Genomic DNA, 16,890 nt, shown 5'->3' on the forward strand with positions numbered 1-16,890 from the left:
GAATCAATAAAGGCGATCCCTTGAGTTGTTACCTTACGTGACGACAGAAAAGCGCATAAAGGGATAAGCGTCCTTTTCTTCAGGGTAAGCATACGGGTATAACTGACTAATCCGGGAAAGTCGTGGATAAGGTATTGTTTTACATGTTCATTATAAAACGTTTTAAAATCACGATAATGGCTCATATGGAATAAAATGAGGATCATCATGATTTCGCTGAGAGAAAGGGACGCTTCGCGGTGTCGTTTACGTAATCCGTTTTCAATGAGTTGTTGATGCCAAAGAGGGATAAATTTTTGGCAAAAGTCATCGACGCAGCAGTAAAGTTCTTCTAAATTATACATGCCTGAGGATCTCCACGATTTTGTTTTCTTTAGCAAAAACTTTGATCGTGCCTCAGGCACTTTAGTTCCCTTCTTAAGCGAAGCTCAGGTTATTTAATACAATCAGGATATTCTGCTTATATAAAGAGTATTAAATATGCTTTCTAACTATCTACATGAATTTTTGGGGCTTGCGCTGATCCATTTTCTGGCTGTTGTTGCTCCGGGGCCGGATTTTGCCGTGACTATCAGACAAAGCATACACTTTGGCCGTTGGGTGGGTATTTTTACTGCTATTGGTATTGGTGTGGGTATATCAGTCCACGTGATTTATACACTGATTGGGGTTGGTCCATTAATCCACTCAACGCCTTGGCTGATGACAGTCGCCAAAATAATTGGTGGTGTATATATATGCTATTTGGGTATTCAATTTATCAGAAGCAAACCGGAACAGGCTGATTTTGTTCTTTCTCATGAAGCGCCAGTGCAGCAGCAAAATCTGCGAAGAGCTTTTTTTATCGGGTTTATGACAAATGCGACCAACCCTAAAGCAACGCTATTTTTTCTGGCTGTTTTTACAACCGTGGTAAGCACTACGACGCCGTTATCTGTTCAGGTTTTTTATGGTGTATGGATGTGTATGGTGAATGCAGCATGGTTTATTCTGGTTAGCTGGCTTTTTTCTAATTCGGTGATCAGGTTGAAATTTATTCAGATGGGATACTGGTTTGAACGTGTAATTGGCTTAATCCTGATTGGATTTGCAATTCGTCTAGTATTTATTTCTGCATAAAAAATATGAATATAGAGTTAATCCAAACCGTAAGTTATTTAATATTACGCCAGAATAAAAGTTTGAAATTTTTGATAAATAGAAATGATGTGATAAAGCAAGTCGTTATAAGTTATTTTTTTGGTTATTCGGTTTGATTTAACTATTATTTCATTGTGATGTTCTATTTTGGTTTATATTTTTTGACAGTTAATGTGAATACTTTTATTGAAATCATAATAAAAACAAGGAAAGGAAACCAAATTGTTTTTTATAAAAATAAGGTGGATCATAATATGTTTAGATCAAAATCTTTTAACGTTCCTCATCCTATGGGTTTAGGTTCTCTAACCCGCACTAAATCCTTTTCAGAGTTATGGCTAACATCAATTGATATCAGATGGTTTATCACCGTTAGAGAAGTTAAAGCCTCAGATGCACTACATGCAACGAGAATGATAAAAAATAAAACAATGCTTCCTGATTGGAAAGTTGACGATTCTTCTGGCCCGATTAGTTCAGAGCAACAAAGTTGGAATGCAAGATATGGTGAGTCACTCGATATATTTGTGGGGATTGAGGAAAATATAGCGGGTTACATTGCTGACTCAAAAAATATTAGTAAATTAGGTATGGTATTTTTTGTTGCTTATTTTAAGGGAGTTCCTGTAGGTGTTATGCAGTTATCAATGAAGCATAAGTTACCTCATATTTATTTGTTGGCAACACACTGTGGTATCCGAGGCTGTGGCCCTTTTCTGGTTGAATATGCAGTCAATAAATCACAGCAGTCAGGCAAAAAAGGAAAACTAAAACTCCAGCCATTTGAGAAAGCAAAGCCAGCGTATATGAAGATGGGATTTATTGACAAAGGTAGAAACCTAGAGTTAGACCCTGCTAAAAGACCGGATAAATGGATATGGGATGGGCATTCTAAGCGTTATACATATAACTTTATTTAAATTACCATTAACGCATTATAAAAACTGTAGCCCCGGCTTTTTGCAAGAAAAATTATTCATGATTAATCAATTAAATTTTCTAACAAAAAGCCGGGTGAAAAATACTTTAATTAACTTCTTTTATATCAACCCGCAATTCTTTAGGGACTTCAAAGACAATATTTTCTTCACGTCCATGCAGTTCATTAACTGTTTTTGCTCCCAGAGTTTTCAAACGCTCAATGACCTGCTGCACCAGAATATCCGGGGCAGAGGCGCCGGCAGTGACGCCAATAGCGCTGATATTATCAACCCATTCCTCTTTAATATCTTCGGCAGAATCAATTAAATAAGCGGGTTTTCCCATACGTTGTGCCAGTTCAGCCAAACGGTTGGAGTTTGATGAGTTTTTGGAGCCTACCACCAGAACAACATCGGCATCGGTTGCCAGATCACGCACCGCTTCCTGACGGTTAGTTGTGGCATAACAGATATCGTCCTTACGTGGGCCAATAATATTCGGGAATCGGGTATTAAGTGCATCAATAACGTCAGAGGTATCATCTACAGAAAGCGTAGTCTGTGTCATGAAACACAGGTTATTTTCATCCTTAACCTGCAATTTCCACACATCTTCCGGTGATTCCACCAGATACATACCGCCTTCAGGGTTGTTATACTGCCCCATTGTGCCTTCTACTTCCGGGTGGCCGGCATGCCCGATCAGAATGGCTTCTTTGCCTTTACGACTCGCCCGGGCAACTTCCATATGTACTTTTGTCACCAGAGGACAGGTGGCATCAAACAACATGGTCAGATTACGGGAGCGGGCTTCTGTACGGATAGCCTGCGAAACGCCATGTGCGGAGAAAATCAGAATTGCACCATCAGGTACATCTGAAATTTCCTCAATAAAAATAGCGCCCCGAGCTCTGAGATTGTCAACCACATAACGGTTGTGAACGACTTCATGACGAACATAAATCGGAGCGCCATAGAGTTCTAATGCACGCTCAACAATGCTGATGGCACGATCAACACCAGCACAAAAACCACGAGGGTTAGCCAGCAATATTTGCATGGTTTTCCTCCAACTGAGGGTCTATTTCCAACACTTCAATTTCGAAAGTGATGTTTTGATCAGCCAGCGGATGGTTAAAGTCAACAGTGATGGAACCTTCCGCGACTTCTTTGATAAATCCCGGCATTTCACTGCCGTTCATCGCCGTAAATAGCATGATAGTGCCAGCTTCAGGAATACCTGAATCCGCAAAATCACGAGGCGTGAAGTATTGTACTAAATCAGGATTATGTTTGCCGAAAACAGTTTCGCCTGCCAGTGTAAATTGATGTTTATCGCCAGTTTTCAGGCCAAGAAGCTGTTGTTCCAGTGGCTCAGAGAGGCTGCCATCACCTAAACGGAATAATGCGGGTTTACCTTGACTGTGAGTCGAGTCTGCTGTTGAGCCATCATCCAGCTTTAGGGTGAAATGTAATAAAACAGCACTGTGCGCCTGCACCTGCATTGACATATCGCTCAAACCTTTTAATAAAAAACGATTGCAGTTATACCCGTCGTCTTTTCAAGTTGCCTTTTCGCTGTTGGCTGCTTTACTCACTTGCCACTGTGATGCAACCTGAAATCCACTGGGTATTGATGGAATGACCAGCCCCGGTTTTATTACCGAGGCTGGTTTCTTATTGTTTTTTTAGTGACTATTTTTCGATGACTGTTCTTTCGATGAGGCTTTTTTATCACCCGGGCTGGTAAAACTCTCAATGATGATGAGTGCTGCCCCGATGCAAATTGCAGAGTCTGCAATATTAAAGGTAGGCCAGTGCCATTCTCCGACATAAAAATCGATGAAATCGACAACAAAGCCGTGTACCAGCCTATCGAACAGATTTCCCAGTGCCCCACCAATCACCAAAGCATAAGCAATGTTGCTCAGTTTCTGCTTGGCACTGGAACGATACATCATAACCAGCAATGTGATACAGATGGCAATTGCAATCAATGCAAAGAACCAACGCTGCCAGCCGTCTTTATCAGCCAGAAAACTAAAGGCTGCCCCAAAGTTCTGTGCATAAGCCAGATTAAAATAGGGTATAAGTGGTATAGATTCATACAGGCTGAAGTTCTGCAATATTAATTGCTTACTGCCCAGATCCAATATCAATACCACAACAACTAACCAAAGCCAGCGGAGGCCAGTGGAACAAATGGGTTTCTTCATCAGGCAAATTTACGCTCTTCACCGTTACCGGCAACGTTAGTCACACAGCGGCCACAAAGTTCTGCGTGTTCCGCCACCAATCCCAAGTCTTTAGCATAGTGCCAACAACGTGGGCATTTTTCACCATCTGCTTTACGGAAGGCAATTTTAAGACCCTGAAGTTCGCTCTGTTGTGCATCATCACTGGCAGTGGTGTACGCAGCAACTTCTGCCTGTGAAGTTAACAGCACAAAACGTAACTCATCTGACAGTTTGTTGAGTGTTCCGGCCAGTGCTTCATCAGCATACAGTGTTACTGAAGCTTCCAGTGAACTGCGGATGTGTTTATCAGCACGAGCCTGTTCCAGTACTTTGTTCACTTCACTACGAATTTCGAGCAGCTCAGCCCAGAAAGTATCGTTCATATCTTCACTATCTGCCAGACCGAACAGGCCATCGTACCACTCTTCGGTCAGAACAAACTGTGCACGTTTACCCGGCAGTTCATTCCAGATTTCATCAGCAGTGAAGGAAAGGATCGGAGCCATCCAGCGAACCAATGCTTCTGCGATATGATACAGAGCGCTCTGGCAGCTACGACGTGCAACACTGTCGCTTTTTGCGGTGTATTGACGATCTTTGATGATATCCAGATAGAATGAACCCATTTCTACAGAGCAGAACTGCATCAGACGCTGAACAACAGCATGGAAATCGTATTCATCGTAGTGTTTGAGGATATCAGCCTGTGCCGCCTGCGCACGACCTACCGCCCAGCGATCCAGAGTCACCATGTCTTCTGCTTTCACCATATGCTGCTCAGGATCGAAACCATTCAGGTTTGCCAGCAGGAAGCGCGCAGTATTACGGATACGGCGGTAAGCATCAGCAGAACGCTTCAGGATCTCATCTGAAACCGCGATTTCGCCGGAGTAATCGGTTGAAGCTACCCACAGACGCAGAATATCTGCACCCAGCTTGTTCATCACATCCTGTGGGCTAACGGTGTTACCGATGGACTTGGACATCTTACGTCCGTGCTCATCCACGGTGAAACCGTGAGTCAGAACCTGACGGTAAGGAGCTTTGCCTTTAATAGCGGTAGAAATCATCAGCGAGGACATGAACCAGCCACGGTGCTGATCTGAGCCTTCCAGATAAATATCAGCGGAATGGCCATTGAATTCAGGACGGGCATCGACAACGGAAGAACAGGTACTTCCTGAGTCAAACCAAACATCCAGTGTATCCTGAGCTTTCATGTAATCTGCCGCTTCATCACCCAGCAGCTCTGACATGTCCAGATCCCACCATGCCTGAATGCCATCCACTTCAACACGTTTAGCAACTTCTTCGATCAGCTCTGGTGTACGAGGATGCAGTTCCTGTGTTTCTTTATGCAGGAACAGCGACATTGGTACACCCCATGTACGCTGACGGGATATACACCAATCCGGGCGGTTTTCGACCATGGATTCGATGCGTGCTTGTCCCCAACCCGGGATCCACTCAACACCTTTGATTTCTTTCAGTGATTGTTCACGCAGGCCTTTCTGATCCATGCTGATAAACCATTGTGGCGTTGCACGGAAGATAATTGGCTTTTTGTGACGCCAGCAGCAAGGGTAGCTGTGCTGGATTTTTGCCAGGCTAAGTAATGCGCCTTTTTCTTGCAGTAGCTCAACGATGATATCGTTCGCCTTGAATACAAACTGACCATCCAGTGATGGGTAGGTTCCGGAGATGTAGCAGCCATTCGGGCCGACCGGGTTCGCGATTTCAAGACCATACTTCAGGCTGATAGTATAGTCATCCGGGCCATGACCACCGGCAGTATGTACGGCACCTGTACCCGCATCAAGTGTGACGTGATCACCCAGAATTGCAGGAGATTCAAAGCCCATGAATGGATGGTTGAAACGCATCAATTCTAAATCAGCGCCTGTGCAATCGGTCATCACTTCCCATGAAGTGATACCTGCACGCTGCATAATGGATTCGACTAATTCTGCTGCCAGAATCAGACATTCATCGTTAACTTTAACCAATTGATAGGTGATTTCTGCACCCAGTGCAATTGCACGGTTAGCAGGCAGTGTCCACGGTGTGGTTGTCCAGATGACCAGAGAAACCGGCAGATTCTGTGGTTGTACGCCAAATTTGGTATAGACGGCATCTGCATCAACGGCAGTGAAACGGACATCAATGGAAGGGGAAGTTTTATCGTAGTATTCAACTTCAGCTTCAGCAAGGGAAGAACCACAGTCAGTGCACCAGTGAACAGGTTTAACACCTTTCAGCAAATGACCGTTGCCAATGATACGACCCAGAGCACGAATGATGTCTGCTTCAGTTTTGAAGTCCATGGTCAGGTAAGGTTTATCCCAGTCACCCAGAACACCCAGACGTTTGAAACCCGCTTTTTGTGTTTCGACCTGAGTCATTGCATATTTGCGGCACTCAGCCCTGAATTCTGCGGCGGAAAATTTTTCCCCCGGCTTACCAATAATCTGCTCAACCTTGAGCTCAATGGGTAAACCGTGGCAGTCCCAACCCGGAATATAAGGCGAATCGTAGCCTGATAATCCTTTGGACTTAACAACAATATCTTTGAGAATTTTATTAACTGAGTGACCAATATGAATATCGCCGTTTGCATATGGAGGGCCATCATGCAAAATAAAGCTCTTCTTGCCGGATTTTGCTTTTCTGATGGCCTGATACAAACCTTCTTTGTACCAACGTTTCAACATATCTGGTTCGCGCTTGGCTAAATCCCCGCGCATAGGAAACCCTGTTTCCGGTAAATTTAGGGTGTCTTTGTAGTCACTCATTATAGATTCTCAGTTCCAATTTTCCGCTATACCCCTCAAGTGGGGTTCAAGTAGATGATTAGGATCGCTGCAAAAAGTATTCTCTCGCAGAGACCACATCATTTGCGATTTGCTGTTTAAGCGCATCAAGCGAAGCAAATCGCTGTTCATCACGCAATTTTTTGCGCAATACCACATCAATATGACGCCCGTACAGATCCATTTGGGTATCAATCAGGTGTACTTCAAGTTGCTGGCCCTGACCAGAAACGGTAGGGCGATTTCCGATATTGGCAACACCCGGCAAAGGAGTATCACCTAAACCGTAAACTTCAACAGCATAAACGCCCTTCACGGGAGCAACCAGCCGCTTCAGAGGTAAGTTTGCCGTGGGAAAGCCAATAGTCCTTCCCAGACGATTACCGTGAACGACCCGGCCACTTATGCTGTAAGGATGCCCCAGTAATGTTTCAGCCAATGTTAGATCATCATGTTGCAATGATTGCCGAATGGCGGTACTGCTGATCCGCAGACCACTGTCACAAAAGCTGTCTGTACTGGCAACATCAAAGCCGTATTGTTTACCTGCCTGCTGTAGATAGTGAAAATCGCCAAGACGGTTTTTACCGAAACGGAAATCATCACCAACCGCCAGAAACTTAACACCCAGTTTTTCCACGAGCAACCGGGAAACAAATGCTTCCGGTGAATTGGCAGCAAAATTTCTGTCGAATTTCACACATAACAAGTAATCAACACCATACTGGGATAAATATTTTATTTTATCCCGTAGCCGTGTCAGGCGGGCTGGTGCTTTATCAGCGACAAATACTTCCAGTGGCTGCGGTTCGAAAATCATCACCATTGTCGGTAACCCGAGACGCAGCCCTTCTTGCTTCAAATGTTTCAATAAAGCCTGATGCCCGCGATGGACACCATCAAAATTACCAATCGTCAGCACGCAACCATGGTGACGCGCCCGGATATTGTGTATACCGCGAATTAGCTCCATAGCTGGCTCAATACCGTGAAAATTGCCGGATTATACCTTGTACAGCGCACAAGGTTAACCCACGATCACAAAGGGTTTTAATTAATAACCTGATTCATACAATAAAAACAGGTTAGATGCCCGAAAAATATTTAATTTATCGCATTTCTCAGTGATTCATTGAGTTTTTTATTGTGAAAGGCTGTATTCCCTTTCAGTAAGCTGATAAAATCCTGCCCCATCACAACGTAACCAGCGTCGCCGTACAACGACGCTTATTTGCACAAATCCATTGACAAAAGAAGGCTGAACAGGCATATTCCTCGGCCTTTGAATTGTCCTCGATAGAATATATTTGGGAGTTGGACCTTGGCTAATATCAAATCAGCTAAGAAACGCGCCGTACAGTCTGAGAAACGCCGTCAGCATAACGCAAGCCGTCGTTCTATGGTGCGTACTTTTATCAAGAAAGTATACGCGGCAATCGCTGCTGGCGATAAAGAAGCTGCACAGAACGCATTCAATGACATGCAACCAATTGTTGATCGTCACGCCTGTAAAGGTCTGATCCACAAAAACAAAGCAGCACGTCATAAATCTGCTCTGGCAGCGCAAATTAAAGCAATGTAATTCGTTGTTTTAATTATGCTGAAAAAACCGGCTTTTGCCGGTTTTTTTGTATATACCCGATGATGTTGGCTCGTATTATTTCTCTAATCTGTTTTTTAACGGAACATTGAATAAATCAGAGAAATCTTTGTTACATACGCGCTGAACAGCCGGATGTTGGATCATTCTTTCAGCAAAGATGACATAATACTCTTCCTGTACTGATTCCAGTCTGCCTATCTCAATAATATCGCTGTCAGCAAAAGTATCATTGGCATAGAAAGACGGAGCGATAAAAATAGCATTATGGTACATACCAAACGCTTTCATTAACGCTGCGTCGTCAAACTCTCCCAATACCTCAACCTCAAGGTTCTTATTGCGTATCCATGTCAGCAGTTTTCTGCCCAGCATTGAACGACGGCCGGGGATCAATAAACGACGCTCTTCCAGACATTCCGGAAAAGGTTTTTCCGGGATCGGTTCGCGGCAGTAAAAACTGATGCTGCACTCTCCCAGCTTGACGGAAAACAGGCCTTCCTGTTGAGTGGAATCAACCGGGCAATCAGATAAAATCATGTCCAGTTTATGTTGACTGAGCTGTTCAAGCAGCATTTCATGGGTTGATTCAAAGCAACGCAGATGGATTTTCTCATGTTCCACTACCGCGGTTTCTAATACCTTACTGACCAGACGTTTGGATAGGGCATCTGCGACCCCGACATCAAACAGCAGGTTTGATTCTCTGCTGTAGGTGACGATGTCCAGCATTTCCTGGCTGAGCATAAACATCTTATCAGCATAGCGGAAAATGAGTTGTCCCAGCTCTGACGGAACTAATCCTCTTCCCTGACGCTTAAACAGTTTTCCACCCATGCGTTCTTCCAGCGCCTTAATCTGGCCGGTAATAGTCTGTGGTGTCAGGTATAGAGCTTCAGCAGCCCCGACAACAGAACCTTCTTTACAAACATGCCAAAAGTAGTAAAGGTGGTTAAAGTTTAAATGTGAAACCCGCATATATTTATCCTTGTGTATACCTCATATCTGTACAACAGCCGTGACCTTACGTTTCAGGCTGCCAGATTATGATGCTCTCCTGTTTTCTTCTAATATGAATATCCACGGTACAGCAGGTGAGACGTTATACCGTGAATATTAAGAGGATGAATTAATTTGGAATTGTCTCGATTATGCGCCTAAATTAGTCTATTCAACGGCATTTGGCTATATTTTTTTCTTCGCTAAAACCTTCTTTGGCAGGAGTTTATTGAGCAAACCATAGCCAATAAAAGCAGCCGTGGTCGAGCCAATCAATATCCCTAAACGTGAGTAGGTACTGAAGTCTTCACTAAGACCTTCAAATGCCAGACCGGAAATAAAAATAGACATTGTAAAGCCGATTCCACACAGGACAGAGACTGCAAAGATTTGCTGCATTCCAATTCCTGCCGGTAATTTGGCAATACCCAACTTCACTGAGAGCCAGCTAATCAGGAAAATGCCTAACGGTTTTCCGATAAACAGGCCAAGAGCAACACCGACAGGTAACATGCCGCTTAAACCTTCCAGAGAGACTCCTTGTAGTGAAATCCCGGCATTGGCAAAAGCAAAGAGTGGCAGGATTAAATACGCTACCCACGGATGTAAACCATGCTCAAGTGCTTCGGAAGGTGAGTGACCATTTTTACAGCGCAGAGGGATCAGAAAACCGACAATCACTCCCGCTAACGTGGCATGAACACCTGATTTAAGGATACAAACCCACAGAATTACTCCAACCACCAAATAAGCGGATGTTTTGGCAACACCACGCCAGTTCATCCATACAAGCAGCCCTATCATTGTCGCAGCCAGCCCCAGAGCAACCATTGAAACGCTTTTGGTGTAGAACAGGGCAATAATAATAATGACCCCTAAATCATCAATAATTGCCAGTGCGAGCAAAAATACTTTTAGCGCTGTAGGTACGCGATTCCCTAAGAGAGCCATCACACCAAGAGCAAATGCAATATCGGTGGCGGCGGGAATAGCCCAACCCTGACGGGTGATTTCATCACTGCCGTTAAAGAGTAGATAAATTAATGCTGGGGCAATCATACCTCCGAGGGCTGCAATGGCTGGAAAAATGGCTTTATCACGGCTGGCTAAAGAACCTTCCATGAGTTCTCGCTTAACTTCCAGACCAACAATCAGGAAGAAAACGGCCATCAATCCATCATTTATCCATAGTAATAATGGTTTATTGATTTCCAGTGCAGCAAACTGAACCGCAACGGGCAAGTTAAGAAACTGATGATAGATAGCCTCCAATGGCGTATTTGCCATCACCAGCGCAATAATGGCAGCAATAATGAGGAGGATCCCTCCCGCTGCTTCTAATTTTAAGAATTGACGAATAATTGCAGTCATAAATTAATAACCTATAAGATGAATTAGGTTGTAGATACTATTGTTGTAGAGACAATAGTCACCTGAATATTGGGTATAAATATTATTTTTATAAATAATGTGGCTATAAATATCGTGATTATGGCTAATGAAGTTATAAATACTACATTAACTTTGATTTCGGAAAAAGTAGGTTATTTATGCGATATGATTCGGTATATTCGATTTAATGTGTTTTTAACATTGTGTTTTCCGAGGATTACTCGAGAGAAATTAAGTTTGACTAACTTAGGGATTTATGGAGGATGATTTATTAACTTAATAAAAACTAATCAATAACAATAAAAAGACAAAGGTAAATACGATTATGGAAACACTAGTATTATTTGCCGTGCTTGGAGCTGCCTTATTACATGCCAGCTGGAATGCAGTGATAAAAGTGAGTGCTGATCGATTTTTGGGAATTGCACTTATCGCGTTTTTTTCCGGGTTAATCTCAACTTTGGGGTTATTATGGGTTGGATTACCGACAATCAGTTCTCTGCCGTGGTTAATATTATCTTGTGTACTACAAATTGGTTATTGCCTGTTTTTAAGCCGCTCTTATGAAATGGGAGACTTAAACCAGATCTATCCCATAGCCAGAGGATGTGCGCCGCTTATTACCGCTTTGCTGAGTTGGATTATTTTACAGGAAACGTTACCACCTTTAGCGATGCTGGGTGTTGGTTTAATTATTGTTGGTGTCATTTTTATTGCATTTCCTTATGGGAAGAAATCTCTCCGACTGGATCGCAGGGCATTGATTGCAGCGATTACAACTTCTGTTTTTACTGCCTGTTACACGTTGGTTGATGGTGTAGGGGCCCGAGCCAGTGATAATGCCCTGACTTATATTCTGTGGCTGTTTGCTGTCTATGGCTGGGTAATGGGTGGGATGATGTATTTCAAATACAGAAATACTGTCAGACAAAGTATTCGTCAGTATTGGAAACCGGGGCTTCTTGGTGGATTCATGCAGCTAGTCAGCTATGGTATTGCCATTTGGGCAATGAGCCATGTTCCAATTGTACTGGTCGCTGCATTACGCGAAACCAGCATATTATTTGCAATGCTATTATCGGTTTTCATCTTACGGGAACCGTTTAGTAAAATGCGATTGCTGGCTTGTGTTGTGATTGTCAGTGGGGTTGTCGGAATGAAATTAGGGTAGGGGGATGACTCTAATTTGTCGGGGACATTTATCGTCTTCTAAGCTATTTTTTGCTGGCTAAGAACATTCCCAGTCACACAGTTGTCTTATCTATGTGACTGGGGAATTAAAACCAGCTTTTGGCTGAGTAAATTCGTTTCTGATAAATAAACTAAATTACTTAGTCAAATCATCAAAAAACTTTTTCACGCCATCAAGGAAGCTTTTGGAGCGTGGGCTATTGGTTTCCCCGCTTTTTCCGCCAAAAGATTCTCCCAGTTGACGCATCAGCTCTTTCTGTTCTTCGTTCAGTTTAACCGGAGTTTCCACGACAACACGGCACAGTAAATCGCCCTGTGCACCGCCACGAACGGATTTAACGCCTTTGCCTTTCATGCGGAACAATTTGCCGGTCTGAGTTTCCGCCGGGATTTTCAGGCTGACGCGACCATCAAGAGTCGGTACTTCAATTTCGCCACCCAGTGCTGCAGTTGCAAAGTTGATTGGCACTTCACAATAAAGGTTGCTGCCATCACGTTCGAAGATGTGGTGCGCTTTAACCTGAACCTGAACGTACAAATCACCTGCCGGAGCGCCGTGTTCGCCAGCTTCACCCTCACCACTTAAACGAATGCGGTCACCGGTATCGACACCTGCCGGGATTTTAACAGACAGTGTTTTGTATTTTTCAACGCGACCGTGACCGTGACATTTGTTACATGGTTCTTTGATGATTTTTCCACGGCCATGACATTGAGGACATGGCTGCTGAACAGTAAAGAAGCCCTGACGCATATGTACCTGACCAGCACCCTGACAGGTAGAACAGGTTTCAGGACTAGTGCCTGCTTTTGCACCACTGCCATGACAACTTTCACAGGATTCCAGAGTTGGGATGCGGATCTCTTTGGTCACACCACGGACAGCTTCTTCCAGTGTTAAGTCCATGCTGTAGCGCAGGTCAGAACCACGGCTTGGACGCTGTTGACGACGGCCACCACCGAAAATATCTCCGAAAACGTCACCAAAGATATCGCTAAAATCAGCGCCACCACCGAAGCCACCAGCACCTCCACCCATACCACCCTGTTCAAAGGCGGCATGACCATATTGGTCATAAGCTGCGCGCTTCTGAGAGTCTGTCAGGATCTCATACGCTTCTTTAATTTCTTTAAATTTGGCTTCAGCTTCTTTATCACCCTGATTACGGTCAGGATGGAATTTCATTGCCAGTCGCTTATAGGCTTTCTTGATCTCTTTTTCATCAGCGGTCTTGGAGACACCCAAAACCTCGTAGTAGTCTTTTTTTGCCATCGTATTGTTTACCCCTAACACGCACAAACGGGCGTAGAGTGTTACCTCAACGCCCGTGCTAGTTAACAAGTAACAGGCGTCCTGTTACTTTGCCCGCTAAGGGCTATTATTTTTTGTCTTTAACTTCTTCGAATTCAGCGTCTACAGCGTCGTCATCTTTCTTCGCGGCATTGCCTGCTTCTGCATCAGCTGCGCCTGCCTGAGCCTGCTGCTGTGCGATTTCCAGAAGTTTCTTAGATGCTTCAACCAGAGCCTGAATTTTCGCTTCGATTTCAGCTTTATCTTCACCTTTCGCCGCAGTTTCCAGCTCAGCAACAGCTTTCTCGATAGCGGTTTTTTCGTCAGCAGTCAGTTTGTCGCCAGCTTCTTCAACTTGCTTACGAGTGCCGTGAACCAGTTGGTCTGCCTGATTGCGAGTCTGAACCAGCTCTTCGAACTTACGGTCAGCTTCTGCGTTAGCTTCTGCATCACGTACCATTTGCTGGATTTCTTCTTCATTCAGACCAGAAGATGCTTTAATGGTGATGTTCTGCTCACGACCAGAGTTTTTGTCTTTCGCAGAAACGTGCAGGATACCATCGGCATCGATGTCGAAAGTCACTTCGATCTGAGGCATACCACGAGGTGCTGGCTGAATGCCGTCCAGGTTGAACTGACCCAGAGATTTGTTATCGCTGGAACGCTTACGCTCACCCTGCAATACGTGGATAGTTACCGCAGATTGGTTGTCTTCTGCTGTAGAGAATACTTGGCTGTGCTTAGTTGGGATAGTGGTGTTCTTCGTAATCAGAGAAGTCATCACGCCACCCATGGTTTCGATACCCAGAGACAGTGGAGTTACGTCCAGCAGCAGAACGTCTTTCACGTCACCTGCCAGTACACCGCCCTGAACTGCCGCACCCATTGCAACTGCTTCATCAGGGTTAACGTCTTTACGTGGTTCTTTACCGAAGAAGTCGGCAACAGCTTTCTGAACCATTGGCATACGAGTCTGACCACCAACCAGAATGACATCCTGAATGTCAGATACAGACAGACCAGCGTCATTCAGTGCAACTTTCAGTGGTTCGATAGAACGTTTCACCAGATCTTCAACCAGAGATTCCAGTTTTGCACGGGTTACTTTAACGTTCATATGCTTAGGACCGGTTGCATCTGCAGTGATGTATGGCAGATTCACGTCAGTCTGCTGAGCGGAAGACAGCTCGATTTTCGCTTTTTCTGCTGCTTCTTTCAGGCGCTGCATAGCCAGTGGGTCGTTACGCAGATCGATACCTTGTTCTTTCTTAAACTCATCAACCAGATAGTTGATCATACGGCTGTCGAAGTCTTCACCACCTAAGTGAGTATCACCGTTGGTTGCCAGAACTTCATACGTTTTTTCGCCGTCAACTTCGTCGATTTCGATGATAGAGATATCGAAAGTACCGCCACCCAAGTCGTAAACTGCAATAGTACGGTTACCAACTTCTTTATCCAGACCATAAGCCAGCGCTGCCGCAGTTGGTTCGTTAATGATACGCTTAACTTCCAGACCTGCGATACGGCCCGCATCTTTAGTTGCCTGACGCTGTGCATCGTTGAAATAAGCAGGAACAGTGATAACTGCTTCTGTTACTGGCTCACCCAGATAGTCTTCTGCGGTTTTCTTCATTTTTTTCAGGACTTCAGCAGAAACCTGAGGTGGTGCCATTTTCTGGCCTTTTACTTCCAGCCATGCGTCACCATTGTCTGCGTTGGTGATTTTGTATGGCATGATAGCAACGTCACGCTGTACTTCTTCGTCCTGAAAACGACGGCCAATCAAACGCTTGATGGCAAACAGGGTGTTTTGCGGGTTAGTAACAGCCTGACGTTTAGCTGGTTGACCAACCAGAGTTTCACCATCCTGAGTATATGCGATGATTGAAGGGGTTGTACGATCACCTTCGCTGTTTTCAAGCACACGTGCTGTTGTGCCGTCCATAATTGCTACACAAGAGTTGGTAGTTCCCAAGTCGATACCAATGATTTTACCCATCTAAACGCCTCCACAAAGAATTCATATATTCGGTCAAGTTACTACGCTATATGAGGATGAATGTTTTCTTTTCAATGGCACTGTCTGCCAGAAATTCCTCATTGTATGTTTTCAGCCGTTACTGAAGTGTCAGTAGTAACTGTAGTTGAGACTTAGATGGGGTCATTCAGCTCAGCATCAAGGGGGAGATTGAAAAAAAATTGAGATTTAATAAAAAAATTTTTCTGAGGGCATTGTGTAGTTGATGCCATCACATTATGATCCGCCGCCTTTTATGGTTTTCTGGCATAGAAAAGTGCTATGAGAATCTTTTTTAATACTTTGTTTTATTTGAATTTATAGGGAAAATATGAGTTCTAATCAGTTGGCGAACCCAGGCCCATTGGGTTTGATGGGTTTTGGCATGACAACCATTTTATTGAATCTGCATAATGCGGGTTTTTTCCCATTAACGTCTGTTATTTTAAGTATGGGAATTTTTTATGGTGGTTTGGCTCAGGTGCTGGCAGGCATCATTGAGTACAAAAAAGGAAATACATTCGGTGCAACTGCATTTACTTCTTACGGAATGTTCTGGCTGAGTCTGATTGGTGTGCTGTTCCTGCCAAAAATGGGTCTGGCAGAAGCAACCAGCTCTGAGTTCCTCGGCGTTTATCTTGCACTGTGGGGTATTTTCACGCTGTTTATGTTCTTTGGCACTCTGAAAGCTAACCGCACTTTGCAGTTCATTTTCGGTAGCCTGACTGTACTGTTCGCTCTGCTGGCGATTGGTAACATCACTGGTAACGCCAGCCTTCTGACTTTTGCCGGTTTTGAAGGTGTTATTTGTGGGGCAAGTGCTTTCTATCTGGCAATGGCTGAAGTTCTGAATGAACAATATGGCCGTACCATTCTGCCAATTGGTGAGAAAAAACACGCCTGATATCAGATGTAATTAGCTGTCCGGCAAAAATGAACAGGATGAGTCGTTTTACTCATCCTGTTTTTTCTTATAACCGAATAAAAGCTATGGTAAATACCAGATTTTATAATTACTGCTATTTTAATTTCTATATTTATATTGAATTCTATTTAATTAATTACAGAGCCATTATATCCCATATTGGAAAGGTATTAGTTAATAAAAAACTTTAGTGTTAATTTTTACATGTGCTACTGATTTATATTAAAAACCCCATGAATAGGCTCAAGGAACAGTAGGGTTATTAATTTTTATTAAGTTGCAAACAATAAAAATGTTTATTGGAGAACAATTAAAAATAAAATTAAGACTTTATTGTTTTGGTGTGAAGACATATCCCATAAAGC

Annotated in this window: 14 protein-coding genes and 1 pseudogene; 5 read left to right on the top strand and 10 right to left on the bottom strand. The window is 43.7% G+C overall.

The features are described 5' to 3' along the window. Nucleotides 1-344: pseudogene (locus tag Xsto_RS05830) on the bottom strand (IS982 family transposase); the annotation flags it as partial. A 136-nt stretch (nt 345-480) separates the two neighbouring features. Here Xsto_RS05830 and Xsto_RS05835 point away from each other — a divergent pair. Together Xsto_RS05835 and Xsto_RS05840 are read left to right on the top strand one after the other, a co-directional pair. Beyond that, on the top strand, nt 481-1,119 hold the full coding sequence (locus Xsto_RS05835; protein ID WP_099124365.1) for a LysE family translocator: 639 nt from the start codon (nt 481-483) through the stop codon (nt 1,117-1,119). A 182-nt stretch (nt 1,120-1,301) separates the two neighbouring features. After that, complete coding sequence (locus Xsto_RS05840; protein ID WP_169926594.1) at nt 1,302-2,060, top strand: GNAT family N-acetyltransferase; 759 nt, start codon at nt 1,302-1,304, stop codon at nt 2,058-2,060. Nucleotides 2,061-2,166: 106 nt separating this feature from the next. Here Xsto_RS05840 and ispH read toward each other — a convergent pair whose 3' ends face one another. The 5 genes from ispH to ribF all read right to left on the bottom strand — a co-directional run bounded on the left by ispH (nt 2,167) and on the right by ribF (nt 8,080). Continuing rightward, nucleotides 2,167-3,120: a 4-hydroxy-3-methylbut-2-enyl diphosphate reductase gene (gene ispH / locus Xsto_RS05845; RefSeq protein ID WP_099108819.1), complete on the bottom strand. Its 954-nt coding sequence runs from the start codon at nt 3,118-3,120 to the stop codon at nt 2,167-2,169. Continuing rightward, nucleotides 3,101-3,571 carry an FKBP-type peptidyl-prolyl cis-trans isomerase gene (gene fkpB, locus Xsto_RS05850; RefSeq protein ID WP_099108818.1) on the bottom strand — a complete coding sequence of 157 codons (471 nt, stop codon included), beginning with the start codon at nt 3,569-3,571 and terminating at the stop codon, nt 3,101-3,103. Before fkpB ends, ispH begins: the two co-directional genes overlap by 20 nt. Before the next feature lie 177 nt (nt 3,572-3,748). Continuing rightward, complete coding sequence (gene lspA / locus Xsto_RS05855; protein ID WP_099124367.1) at nt 3,749-4,276, bottom strand: signal peptidase II; 528 nt, start codon at nt 4,274-4,276, stop codon at nt 3,749-3,751. After that, entirely contained in the window at nt 4,276-7,089 is a 2,814-nt protein-coding gene (gene ileS / locus Xsto_RS05860) for an isoleucine--tRNA ligase (RefSeq protein WP_099124368.1), read from the bottom strand. The genes lspA and ileS overlap by 1 nt, the downstream gene beginning before the upstream one ends. 58 nt (nt 7,090-7,147) lie before the next feature. After that, nucleotides 7,148-8,080, bottom strand: a complete 933-nt coding sequence (gene ribF, locus Xsto_RS05865) for a bifunctional riboflavin kinase/FAD synthetase (protein WP_099108815.1) — start codon at nt 8,078-8,080, stop codon at nt 7,148-7,150. Between the two features lie 348 nt (nt 8,081-8,428). On the opposite strand from ribF, the gene rpsT reads away from it, so the two are divergent. Next, nucleotides 8,429-8,689: a 30S ribosomal protein S20 gene (gene rpsT, locus Xsto_RS05870; RefSeq protein ID WP_092513125.1), complete on the top strand. Its 261-nt coding sequence runs from the start codon at nt 8,429-8,431 to the stop codon at nt 8,687-8,689. 75 nt (nt 8,690-8,764) lie between these two features. Here the strand turns inward: rpsT and nhaR are convergent, their stop codons facing one another. Beyond that, nucleotides 8,765-9,685 (bottom strand): transcriptional activator NhaR, encoded by a 921-nt coding sequence (gene nhaR, locus Xsto_RS05875; RefSeq protein ID WP_099108814.1) that lies wholly within the window; start codon nt 9,683-9,685, stop codon nt 8,765-8,767. A gap of 207 nt (nt 9,686-9,892) precedes the next feature. After that, complete coding sequence (nhaA, locus tag Xsto_RS05880; protein ID WP_099124369.1) at nt 9,893-11,077, bottom strand: Na+/H+ antiporter NhaA; 1,185 nt, start codon at nt 11,075-11,077, stop codon at nt 9,893-9,895. A gap of 346 nt (nt 11,078-11,423) precedes the next feature. Between nhaA and Xsto_RS05885 the strand changes: the two genes are divergently transcribed. Then, a complete protein-coding gene (locus Xsto_RS05885) occupies nt 11,424-12,269 on the top strand; it encodes a DMT family transporter (RefSeq protein ID WP_099124370.1) in 846 nt (281 codons plus the stop codon). 156 nt (nt 12,270-12,425) lie between these two features. On the opposite strand, the gene dnaJ is transcribed toward Xsto_RS05885, so the two are convergent. Then, nucleotides 12,426-13,562 carry a molecular chaperone DnaJ gene (gene dnaJ / locus Xsto_RS05890; RefSeq protein WP_099108811.1) on the bottom strand — a complete coding sequence of 379 codons (1,137 nt, stop codon included), beginning with the start codon at nt 13,560-13,562 and terminating at the stop codon, nt 12,426-12,428. A 106-nt stretch (nt 13,563-13,668) separates the two neighbouring features. Then, a complete protein-coding gene (gene dnaK / locus Xsto_RS05895) occupies nt 13,669-15,582 on the bottom strand; it encodes a molecular chaperone DnaK (protein WP_099108810.1) in 1,914 nt (637 codons plus the stop codon). A gap of 349 nt (nt 15,583-15,931) precedes the next feature. On the opposite strand from dnaK, the gene satP reads away from it, so the two are divergent. Further along, nucleotides 15,932-16,504 carry an acetate uptake transporter gene (satP, locus tag Xsto_RS05900; protein WP_099108809.1) on the top strand — a complete coding sequence of 191 codons (573 nt, stop codon included), beginning with the start codon at nt 15,932-15,934 and terminating at the stop codon, nt 16,502-16,504. Nucleotides 16,505-16,890 lie beyond the last annotated feature (386 nt).

The organism is Xenorhabdus stockiae, from assembly GCF_002632825.1.
GTDB classification, from domain to species: domain Bacteria; phylum Pseudomonadota; class Gammaproteobacteria; order Enterobacterales; family Enterobacteriaceae; genus Xenorhabdus; species Xenorhabdus stockiae.